Source organism: Albibacterium profundi, assembly GCF_042159835.1.
Classification (GTDB): Bacteria; Bacteroidota; Bacteroidia; order Sphingobacteriales; family Sphingobacteriaceae; genus Albibacterium; species Albibacterium profundi.
This window is the reverse complement of record NZ_JBBVGT010000002.1, coordinates 339,590-350,495: the sequence shown is the minus strand read 5'-3', so window position 1 is coordinate 350,495 and position 10,906 is coordinate 339,590. Positions and strand designations below refer to the sequence as shown.

The window sequence follows — 10,906 nt, the reverse complement described above, 5'->3', positions numbered from 1 at the left end:
AGAAAAAAATCAACTAAAGTCTGATCTTGATTTAACCTTCCAGGGGTGTTTCATAGCGAATGACTGAATCAGCTGCATCATGTAGTGATTCGTTGGGTAGCGGGACAGGCTATCACGAATGTCTTCCGGATCACGCAGATCAGTTTCCGTTGATATGTATCCCATGCTGTGAAATTGGCCGTCTTCAACCCAGATGCAGCTTTTCTCATCTTCGTTACGACCTTTATCAATAATAACATAGCAATCTTCGCTTTTCTGAAGGCTTGCAATCGCCTGCATGACTCTTTCGTTATGAATGTCAACAGAACATGATGGAGCGTCTTTCTTTTGGATTATATTTAATTGATAAGGATGGTGTTGCAACCCAAATACACAAAGCTTCCGATCAAGATCAAAATCGTGAATCAAAGTATTGAGCTGGCTGACAGCATCTACTGCACGGTTATACGATTGAAGACAGCTTTGCTGTTTCATCTTTTTACCTACGGCCAATCGCATGTACCCATTTTGATCTTCATAGGAATATAAAGCAAATTTAGCTTCAAAGCGTTTTAGCGCACGATTATAAAGCGGCCACAGTCGCTTAATTTCAATGCATTCCAGCAAAAAAGCCATCAGCTCCGTACCGCAGATCTCATAGGTGATCGAGTAGATATCCCTTAGAAAATGTTGACGCTGCGGATTAGGCGTATTGCCCGTAAAATGCGAGGCTACCCGTTTCTTTACGTTCACCGCTTTACCAATGTAGATGGCCTTTCCTTGTCGGTTTCTAAAATAATATACACCGGGCCGATTAGGCAGATCGTCGAAATATTTCTTGGGCAAGTTGGGAGGTAAACGCTGTTCGGCAGAACGAGCCTTTAGCATTTCGTTGATTATATTTTGATCATCCCACTCGAGTAACTTTCCAAAGAGGATGGCGGTAGCCTCGGCATCGCCGCCAGCACGGTGGCGATTTTCGATGGGCAACTTCAATGCATCACACAGTCGCCCCAGACTATAGGATCTTAACCCCGGTCTGATTTTCCTAGACATACGAACGGTGCATAGCTTATTTGCCGACCATTCCAAGCCCGCTTCTGTCAGATGATGCCGTATAAATGAGTAATCAAAATTAACATTGTGCGCTACAAAGACCCGATTAGATAATAATTCGTAGACTTCCTCAGATACATCAGCAAAAGTAGGACAACCGGCAACCATCAGATCGTCAATGCCGGTCAACGCTTGTATATGCAAGGGGATGGGCATCTGAGGGTCTAGCAATTGTTCAAAACGTTGCACAACTCTTTTGCCGTCATGGATTAGAATAGCGATTTCTGTTATACCGCTACCACTGGCATAGCCACCTGTGGTTTCTATATCAACAATTGCGTATTCTATGTTTTCTCGTTTAGCCAAGCGAGGCGTTTTAGTTTAAGAAAACAAAAATACTAAAATAGTTAGTATAATGAAATGTCTTTTGTAACTATTTTTTGTGTTTTATTCTATGTAGAAAGTCTGACTGAAAGCACCATTTACCGCACAGTCCCATGCTTCCACGCGCACCCATTTTCTTCCTTCTAAATTCACTTGAAAATCAAAATCCTGTTCACCAAAAGCCTTGGTTTCACGCAGGTCAATCCGTTCATGGTAAACTTCATCCCCATCACCTGAAATCACTTCTACGAAACTCATGGGGAACGTCCAGCTCAGTTTCAGGTCAATATCCGCGGTTCCGTCAGCATTTAAATTGAACGTTTCACCAGACAGCTTTCCATTCACCTTCAAGTTATGCATGAGAACTTCACCCGTCGTCGAAAAGAATTTGCCATTTTGCATCGCATCCGCTACTTCTTGCCAACCGTCTTGGTATCTCGGTAATTGATCCAGCATCAGATAATTGACGTTCATATGCGCATACATCTCATTTTCATGGGTTACAGTGAATAAATCAGCTTCGGCAATCACAGTCTTTTTCTCGCCCCAGTTGTTCATATCATCTAGCAAGTCAAGTACCCTTAAACCTGAACGATCATCAGAAAGGTCTGCAGGCATGGCTTTCCACGCAGCACCCATAAACCGGTCTGATTTGAAAAAGTCCTTGTGTTTATAGATGTCCGGAGTATTAACCGACCCTTTAGTCCGAGCGTGAGCCGTCCACGCTAAACCTTGTTCTTCCTCAAGTAGGCGCATCATGTCTTCCGTGCTGCCGATATGATAAACCTTGCCAAAGCCAGGTTTGTTCTCAACAAACGGGACTCCATCGCCTCGCGACATAATCCAGTACACCGGCCGCGGAAACATCTGCATCCAGTGGCCTCCGAAAAACTCATTCGGCTCTTCTCCGGGGATAAGTAGAAATTCATCATCCGACAGCCTTTCCGATTGTTCAAAAAGTGCTTTCAGCTCCTGAAGGCGGAGGGAATCAGGTCCTTTAGGGTGAGCGGTATAATGAAATTCACCCAAATGAACCATATCTAAGCCCAAGCGTTTAAAAACATCAATAAATTCAGGCTTTTCAGGGATTGGCTTACCGGCCAATACCACGTTCATAATAAATTCATTGTGAAAATGACTGGACATCGTTTTATAGCCCGGAAGTTTAGGATAACGATCAGCGTTCGTGAATTTCTTAACCTCTTCCATCGCTTCATTGTCGCCGAGTCCGTTGATCAGGCAGAAGAAATTTAATCGCTGTTTCGTGCCGGGAGGCGCATTGAACCAAGGAACGAAACGATGATCTCCCTCAAGCTCTTGCCGGATCCCCATGCCGTAGCCTTCCAATAGACCCCGATAATTTTCACCATGCCAAACGAATTTCAAATTGAAAGCTTCGTCAAGCGGATAAAAGTATTGATGAGGCGCGGGGAAGAGTGCTAGCGCACCTTCTTCACCACTTGCGACAATCGTCCGATACTTCACCGCCAGATTCTTAGCCGGATCAGCATAGTTTACGGTACTTGATTCTAATTCATCCGCAGTACTCGTCCAAGACATATTCTTCCATTCTTCAGACCGGCTGATCAATCCAGCATCATATACAATAGCGGTCGCGTCATCCGGCGTTGACATCACCGCGGCGATATTGAAGAGAGGGCTGCCATGATAGAAAGTTATCTCCATATTCCCTGAAAAGTCTTCGGCGGAAAGAGTGCCGATGTTCACAATGGTGCGACTGCCGACGCTTTTAACCGAAATGCTATCTTTTTTAAGCACAACTGGAAAAGTCTCATAAGGTTTGTTAGGAACCCGATCAAAAAAGATATTCCATCTATTTTGCGACAAAAGATCACGTTCGCCTATGGTCAACAAAAAGGCTGCGTCCAGATTTTCTGAAACGTTACTGTAGTTATTTTCGGACCCTACACGGATACTTTTGAACAAAGGGCTGCCAGGAGCCATATCAAATTGTACTTTTCCAAAGCTTTGATCACCGACCGGCCAAGTGATTTCTACCATATTGCCTTCACGGCTAAGCGTAGATTCTCCCCGATCGTTGAATTGTTTTGTATTGAGTTTTGTTTCAGCTTGTAAGCTCCCGTAACCGACAAAAACTAGCACGGAGAGTATCAGTGATTTAAATTTCATAAAAGAGGTTTTTCTTAAATTGCATGTTGAATATAAGAAAAATCCAGAGAGCACAATGGGAAGTATTTACTATCTTTATTTCAATAGAATTGTCCCTAACCTATATCGCGTTAATTAAATAACCTGAAAAGTAACAGCATACTAAGATATGAGAGTAACACTTTTAATTTTATTTACTTCATTGTTGGCTATTACTGTAGAAAATTCTTTAGCCCAAGAACAAAAGACCCGTAAAACCGTATTGGTCATTGTCGACGGTATCCCCGCAGATTTACTTGAACGGTTACCAACGCCCAATATTGATGCAATCAGTCGCGAAGGTGGTTACACGAGAGCCTATACAGGTGGTGAAAGAGGTGGCTATTCCGAGACACCTACGATCTCTGCGGTAGGGTATAATAGTATGCTAACAGGAACCTGGAGCAACAAGCATAATGTTTGGGGCAATGGTATCGAAGATCCAAACTATCATTATTGGACAATTTTTAGATTCTTAAAAGAAAGCAAACCATCCGCTAAGCTGGCGATATATTCTACCTGGTTGGATAACCGTACGAAGCTGCTAGGTGCCGACCTGCCTCAAACCGGTAACCTGACCTTAGATGATCACTATGATGGCTATGAGCTGGATACCGTTCGTTTTCCGCATGACAATAATTCGCGATATATTAACATGATAGACGAAGAAGTAACCAAGCAGGCCAGTAAAGGTATTCGTGAAGATGCTCCATATCTCAGTTGGGTTTATCTACAATACACTGATGATATGGGACATCGTTATGGGCAAAGTGAAGAAATGATCCGTGCCGTTAAGATCGCAGATCGTCAAATCGGAGAGATATACAACGCTATTCAATATAGAGAACAATATTTTAATGAAGATTGGTTATTGGTGGTTACAACCGACCATGGCAGAAATGTCGTTGACGGTTCAGGGCACGGAGGTCAGACCGATGCTGAACGTGGCATTTGGATCGCTACGAACTGTCCTTCTCTGAACAAACATTTCTTTGCGCATACTCCCGCGATAGTAGATATTCTGCCGTCCGTGGCCGAACATATGCAAATAACCATCAATGAAAAACAGCGCTATGAACTGGATGGTGTATCGTTTATTGGTGAGGTTTCAGTTGCCGATCCGCGAGCCGAGCTAGTTGGTGATACCCTAGCAGTTGAATGGACTCCCTTTGCAAATCAAGGTTCGGTAAAAGTATTAGTCACAGCGACGAATCAGTTTAACAAACAGGGACTTGAGCATCCTGATTCTTACCAAACAATTGGTGAATATAAAATTTCAGCTAGGAAGGCAAAAATTAAGCTTCCGGAAAACCTTGCGAACAGCAAATTTTTGAAAGTTATTATTGAAGGGGAGCATAATGCCGTGAACCGATGGATTGTTAAATAATAGCAGCTTAGAGAAAAAGTGTTATTTTTGTTGTTGATATACAGTGCCAATGTACGCATCTAAACCCAAAGAAGAAGATGAACAGCAAGAACAACGAACGTGTCTACAAAATGTCTTTTGCAAGCGTTTATCCGCATTATATAACCAAAGCGGAAAAAAAAGGTAGGACGAAAGAGGAGGTGGATGAAATTATCTTCTGGCTGACGGGCTATAACGAAGAAGGCCTACAAGAGCTCATTGATAACAAAACCAATTTTGAAGATTTCTTCGGCCAAGCACCGAAAATAAACCCGAACGTGTCGAAAATTACGGGTGTGATTTGTGGATATCGGGTCGAGGAAATTGAAGAACCTCTTATGCAAAAAGTTCGTTATCTGGATAAGCTAATCGACGAACTCGCCAAAGGAAAAGCCATGGAAAAGATCTTGCGTAAGTGATCTCCTACACTCGTTTTAATAGTAAGTAAAAAGCAGCGGCATAAGTCTAACATGGATCCGTCTAGGACCTTTACGAGTCTTGTACAGGACTTGTCCTACATGTTCCCGTGGCGGTTGGCTGGTGCTCCCGTTATGCACATATTCAAACCGCTGTTTGAACGGGGTCTTATCGGTGCTGCAAAAGGGGCACTAAAGAGAAATGTAGACAGAGGTAGGAGTAAGTCACAAGCACAAAGCTTTCGTTGGTATTGCCGAAAGTTCATCTTCCAAGGCAACAATCTCCAACAGATTAACACGATGGCCAAAATCAATGAGGATATCCAGATCGCTACCTGGTCGTTGCTCTCCACGCGCATATGAGCCAAAGATGCCGATAAGCGTCGGTTGGAATCGATGAGTAACATCGTGGATGATATCTACCTGTTGTTGCGTTATCATATAGTCAAAAATAAGCAATTTTTGCCACTTTTAATAGACGAATAAAGATTAATCCACTTACTATCAATTAGATATTCTTGGGTTTTTTAAGATTGGAGATATCAGCCAGTCGCAGAAATACCCCCTTTAGGGGGGATGGGGGGAAGTTTTGCCACTATACCTTTGTCTTTATCAAATGGATGAAAACAGTCAATGTGGTCTGTAAAACCTCATCCAGATAAAAATTATGAACTATAAAAATGAACAAAAATGAAAATAGCCATCAAAAAAGTAATAATACTGTTCCTCGCGGTGTTTGCTTTAGCAAGCTGTACCAAAGACGACGAACACTGTGATCCTAACAACGAAGAAAGTCCTTGCTACGCAGGCCCTTCTGATGGTATGCTCTTGTTGGTCGAGGAAAAGCAATCTGATTTTACGTATAAATATACTTACGATGAACGGAACCGTATGATACGATGGGATATTTCAGTTAGCGACGGTAGTGGATCCTGGCATTTCACCTATGACGCCGACGATCGGTTGGTGGCTCTCGATAGGCGGGATGAATCAGGAACGTTTATTTTGCGAGATACATACACCTACGGAAGTGATAACCGACCGATTTCTGGAACATCTGGTCCTCCAAACAACGAAAACATAGTTCAAATTCAATTTGTCTATGCCCAGAATACGATTATCGAAACACATAGTATAGAGGGTGAAATCGGAAATGTTTTTACCTATACGTATGATGATAGGGATAACCTTTTGTCACTGCAAAACCAAAGTGCTAATGAGTCGTCGAATTTCTTGTTTGAATTTGGGGATTACGACGACAAGCCTTACCCTCACCAAAAATTCCCTTCTTATCGGGTTCCGGCCTCTATCAACAATTATCAATCGTATAGATCTACAACTGCCAATGGAGTGCAGGATCATCGCTACGAATATATTTACAATGAATCCGGTTATCCTGTAAAAGCGAAAATTTATGACCGGCAAACCGGAGTGCTGGTGGCAACGCGCGAATACACCTACAAAAAAGCAAATTAAAAAGGGAAGCAAGGAGGACATTAATCCTTGGTAGTTCGGGCGATCTGGAAGGGTAGAAGTGACTATTACTAATCGATTTGCTTCGGATGCCGTTTGTATATATAATGGCGACAATAAAAGAGCTTCCTATGGTTTGCCCGATTGAACCACCTGAAGTTCATAAAGAGAATTTTTTATTTCATACATATCCGGTCCAACCTCTTCATCTAGATGAATTATATCAGCTAGCCTATCTTCATCAGAAGCGGTAACAAATTCGACTTTGAGAAAATAGTATAAAGGAGGGAATGAATCCTCTTTCCCCGAGCATCCGGATATTACGCAACAGAGAAAGAAGACGCCAACATAGTCTTTTCACCATAAAAATGTTGTTGTTTATAGCAGTAACAATTCCGTCTTTTTTGCTTTACGGAACTTCACCTCTATACAAATCCATGCAATAACACCTGTTACCAAACCTAGAATAAACATTTTAGCAATCGGGTTAATTAATGCGTCAAAGCCTCCATTTTGAATCGTAGCAATTCGGTAAGCCTCTAAAAAGTGCGTTAAAGGAATAGCTTGCGCTAAGTATTGTATCCAAACTGGCATCTGGCTTAATGGCCAGGTGAATCCACTAAGCACGAAGCTTGGAGTAGCAATTACCATTAAAATCTCAGTTGCTTTTAATTGATTAGGAATAAGAATACTAACCAAGATGCCGATCATGCTTACAGAAAAAACGAGCAGACCCGCAATGAGCGTAATCCATCCAAGATTATAGCCTAATGGAACTTTAAAATACAAGTGCATAATTGCATAGCAAATCCAGATAATAAATGACATAATAAAGTACGGAGTACATTTGGCAACAATGGCCATTAAAGAGGTGCGCGATTTCCTAACCAGTTCAGAAAAGGTTCCATTTTCAAGTTCAGCGGCAAAAGTTATCGCCAACGCCAAAAATAATACTTGCTGAAAAATCGTAGCCAGCATCCCTGGCCATAAAAAATACATATAGTTTCCGCTCGTATTATAGTTTTTGATGTAGGTTACCTGAAAAGGTTCATATTGTGTATTAGCAAGAGCTTCTGGCACTCCGGTTTTTCTCAAAGCTTCTATTTCGATACCAGCCTTTAAGGTACCTGTAACTATTTGAATGGCTTTGGAAGAGAAATTAGCAGTTAAAATATTATCAGTATTAACATAGACTGGTATTTCAGGATAGCGTTTATAAAGAATATCAGCTTCAAAATGATCTGGAATTACAATTACACTTGCTGCACCATATTTTACTGATAAAACATGCAAGTCAGTATTCGCTGGAACAATTGCAGCAATCTTAACTGTTTCATTATCATTCAGCATTTCAATTAAGCGATGACTCATTGGAGAGTTATCTTCATCCACCACAACGATCGGCAAATCCGTTACTTTTCCTTTTTCATACACAAATCCAAAGAGTATGCCATAGGCCAACGGTGCGCCAATAAAGAGCATTCTAAGAACCGAATTGTTCCAGAATAACTTGAATTCACGCTTAACTAAATCAATATACCTTCTCATCTTAATTCTTTATTGCAATAATGGGTTAAAGCTTGAGCGTTACTGTAGCATTCGCTAAGAACTCTTTGGCTGCATTCTCATCGCCAGGTTTTACCTTTATCTCGTAAATAGCCTCTCCCATTTCATAGTCAGGGTAAGCTGTGGTAATATCAGCATAATGAGTTAATTGAGAAATCGAAATTATAGTCCCGGCAGCAGAAGTCTTTGCATAAGAAATCTCGATCGTAACCTCTTGTCCATTTTTTACTTGCCCGATTTTCGATTCAGGTAACGTAAATCGAAAATAAGTAGACGAGTTCAAATAACCTGTAAATAATGTATAACCAGGAAGGGCCAATTCCCCGACACTTAGGGTAATATTTTCAATGCTCATGTCTTGCGGAGCAATAATATACCTTTCTTTGTCTGCTGCCCCGGCCTCTTGCAAAGCTCCTTCTGCCCTATCTTTCTGTCCCAGAGCCATGATTTGTTGTTCAACTCTTGCACCGTTTTTCGCTTCTTCAAATTCAGCTAAAGTTGCCATATATTGAGCTTTTGCACCTTGCATTTTAGTATACGCTTCATCATATTGTTGACGAGAAATTAAAGAATCTTGAAGCATATTCGATAAACGTTTTACAGAGGTTTGAGCAAATTTACACTGTTCTTGTAAAGCATCTCTTTTTGCTGCCAATTGTTGAAGTTGTAAGTCGGTTGCACCTTTTAGGGTCATTTTATATTGTGCATCAGCAGATTTTACGGCACCTTCTGCCTGAACCATTTTAGCATCTACCTCGGGCAAAGATAAAATTGCTAAGGTGTCACCAGCTTTAACGAATTCACCTTCATGAACGCGAATTTCATGAACTCTACCAGGAATCTTTCCTGTAACTGATATTGTATTTCTTTTAATTTTTCCTTCAATAGGCTTATCAATAGTTGATTGACAAGATGCAAATCCCAAAACGGAAAGAAGAAATAGGAGGTTGATATTTTTTAATGTTTTCATTTAAGATCTTATTATTATTCAGCAATTAAAACTTTGTTTCTTGTAATTTACAAACTCTCTAATGTCAAAGCACCCTGAGCCTTCAAATAAGACAGGGCTGCTTTTCTTTGTTCAAAAACAGCTTGTACATATTCCATTTGTGATTGCTGCAAAGAATTCTCAGCTTCAATACGCTCCGTTATAGAAATTAATCCTTCCTGGTAACTTTTAACAGCAGTATTCATTGCATCCTCAGATACAGCTTTCTCTTTTTCTTTCAATTGCATTTGTTTTTCTGCCAATTTAAATTCTGTACGCGATTTCTGTAATAAGAGATCTAATTTCTCCTTGATATCTTTTCTTTTATTCTCAACGATGGTCTTTTCAAGACTCAATTTCTTAATCTCATGTGTTCTTTTTGTCCCAGAAAACAAGTTCCATTTTACACCTACTCCTACTATATAATTGGGAAAGGCCTCAATTTTATTCGCTTTAAGATTCCCTTCCTGGCCAGAAACGGGTAAATGATATGGTGTTGAAATTTCGGTATTGTGCAAATTTGTATAACCTACACTACCCATTGCAATAACCTGAGGAAGAGCTTTTGCCTTTTCCATTTTAATCTGATAATCTACAGCTTTAATTCCTGAACTCAGTGCTTGCATTTCAGGACGAGTATTTACCATAGAACCCTCATTGGATAAATCATGCGACACAAACCGCCAGGGATTCAAGTAGCTCAACTCTTTGGTCTGGCTTTCTAAGTCGTCTACAGATCGACCCGTGATCATACTTAACTTTGAAAACAAAAGCTCCTTTTTTCCTTCGTATTCTTGTTTTTTAGCTTCCAAACGATAAATAGCTACTTCAATCCTCTTTCTATCATAAGGAATAGCCAATCCATTTTCAATCGCTTTGATTACCCGTAAATTCTCTTTATCTAACCTTTTTTGACTTTCATCTAAAAGCAGTTTTGATTGATGTAAAAGTGCGATTTGATCAATTGTCTGCAAGATATCTTGAATAATTTCATCACTCTTCGCCTTCGAGAGATATTCTTGAGCGTTCTTTTTTTCGGCCAAGGCTTTTGAACCATATTCAGCCTGCATACCAGAGAACAGAACCATTTCAGCGTTAACTGCTGCAAGTCCTAATTGTCCTTTAATACCAAAAGACTGGCTACCTTCAAATAAATTAAGTCCAGATATCCCAGTTTGTATAGAAGGAAGATCTACCGTAAGGTCCTGATTAATATATGCGTAAGCCCCAATGGCATTTATCTTTGGAATATAGGTAGCTTTAGCACTTTTAATATCCTGTGCTGTTTTTTCGCTTTCTAACTGAGCATTATTTAGCTCATAACTCTTCTTCAACGCATCATTAGTTAATGATTTTGCAAAATCAGAAACATTCGTTTGTGCGCTAATCTGAAGGGATGTAAGTAGAAATGCTGGGATAAATAATATACGTTTCATGTCTATTGTTGTCAATACAACCATTTTATATTAA

9 protein-coding genes are annotated in these 10,906 nt (G+C 40.5%); 3 read left to right on the top strand and 6 right to left on the bottom strand.

Going from position 1 to position 10,906, the window contains the following annotated elements; genetic code table 11:
- Positions 1-9 precede the first annotated feature (9 nt).
- Positions 10-1,401 (bottom strand): exonuclease domain-containing protein, encoded by a 1,392-nt coding sequence (locus WKR92_RS02875; protein ID WP_375556327.1) that lies wholly within the window; start codon positions 1,399-1,401, stop codon positions 10-12.
- An 81-nt stretch (positions 1,402-1,482) separates the two neighbouring features.
- Positions 1,483-3,570, bottom strand: a complete 2,088-nt coding sequence (locus WKR92_RS02870) for a CehA/McbA family metallohydrolase domain-containing protein (RefSeq protein ID WP_375556326.1) — start codon at positions 3,568-3,570, stop codon at positions 1,483-1,485.
- Between the two features lie 148 nt (positions 3,571-3,718).
- Here WKR92_RS02870 and WKR92_RS02865 point away from each other — a divergent pair, with 148 nt between their 5' ends.
- Together WKR92_RS02865 and WKR92_RS02860 are read left to right on the top strand one after the other, a co-directional pair.
- On the top strand, positions 3,719-4,975 hold the full coding sequence (locus WKR92_RS02865) for an alkaline phosphatase family protein (protein WP_375556325.1): 1,257 nt from the start codon (positions 3,719-3,721) through the stop codon (positions 4,973-4,975).
- A 77-nt stretch (positions 4,976-5,052) separates the two neighbouring features.
- Positions 5,053-5,412, top strand: a complete 360-nt coding sequence (locus tag WKR92_RS02860) for a DUF2200 domain-containing protein (protein ID WP_375556324.1) — start codon at positions 5,053-5,055, stop codon at positions 5,410-5,412.
- A 222-nt stretch (positions 5,413-5,634) separates the two neighbouring features.
- On the opposite strand, the gene WKR92_RS02855 is transcribed toward WKR92_RS02860, so the two are convergent.
- Entirely contained in the window at positions 5,635-5,850 is a 216-nt protein-coding gene (locus tag WKR92_RS02855; protein WP_375556323.1) for a nucleotidyltransferase family protein, read from the bottom strand.
- 249 nt (positions 5,851-6,099) lie between these two features.
- On the opposite strand from WKR92_RS02855, the gene WKR92_RS02850 reads away from it, so the two are divergent.
- Positions 6,100-6,885 carry a hypothetical protein gene (locus WKR92_RS02850; protein ID WP_375556322.1) on the top strand — a complete coding sequence of 262 codons (786 nt, stop codon included), beginning with the start codon at positions 6,100-6,102 and terminating at the stop codon, positions 6,883-6,885.
- Between the two features lie 375 nt (positions 6,886-7,260).
- Here the strand turns inward: WKR92_RS02850 and WKR92_RS02845 are convergent, their stop codons facing one another.
- From WKR92_RS02845 to WKR92_RS02835, 3 genes are read right to left on the bottom strand one after another with little or no spacing between them, the layout of a single operon-like run.
- On the bottom strand, positions 7,261-8,430 hold the full coding sequence (locus WKR92_RS02845; protein ID WP_375556321.1) for an ABC transporter permease: 1,170 nt from the start codon (positions 8,428-8,430) through the stop codon (positions 7,261-7,263).
- Between the two features lie 25 nt (positions 8,431-8,455).
- Positions 8,456-9,418, bottom strand: a complete 963-nt coding sequence (locus WKR92_RS02840; RefSeq protein WP_375556320.1) for an HlyD family secretion protein — start codon at positions 9,416-9,418, stop codon at positions 8,456-8,458.
- Positions 9,419-9,465: 47 nt separating this feature from the next.
- A complete protein-coding gene (locus WKR92_RS02835) occupies positions 9,466-10,872 on the bottom strand; it encodes a TolC family protein (protein WP_375556319.1) in 1,407 nt (468 codons plus the stop codon).
- Positions 10,873-10,906 lie beyond the last annotated feature (34 nt).

Bases quoted from the DNA above. Each gene is read 5' to 3' on its own strand.
- WKR92_RS02870 (WP_375556326.1), bottom strand. From the start codon at position 3,570: ATGAAATTTAAATCACTGATACTCTCCGTGCTAGTTTTTGTCGGTTAC.
- WKR92_RS02865 (WP_375556325.1), top strand. From the start codon at position 3,719: ATGAGAGTAACACTTTTAATTTTATTTACTTCATTGTTGGCTATTACT.
- WKR92_RS02860 (WP_375556324.1), top strand. From the start codon at position 5,053: ATGAACAGCAAGAACAACGAACGTGTCTACAAAATGTCTTTTGCAAGC.
- WKR92_RS02855 (WP_375556323.1), bottom strand. From the start codon at position 5,850: ATGATAACGCAACAACAGGTAGATATCATCCACGATGTTACTCATCGA.
- WKR92_RS02850 (WP_375556322.1), top strand. From the start codon at position 6,100: ATGAAAATAGCCATCAAAAAAGTAATAATACTGTTCCTCGCGGTGTTT.
- WKR92_RS02845 (WP_375556321.1), bottom strand. From the start codon at position 8,430: ATGAGAAGGTATATTGATTTAGTTAAGCGTGAATTCAAGTTATTCTGG.
- WKR92_RS02840 (WP_375556320.1), bottom strand. From the start codon at position 9,418: ATGAAAACATTAAAAAATATCAACCTCCTATTTCTTCTTTCCGTTTTG.
- WKR92_RS02835 (WP_375556319.1), bottom strand. From the start codon at position 10,872: ATGAAACGTATATTATTTATCCCAGCATTTCTACTTACATCCCTTCAG.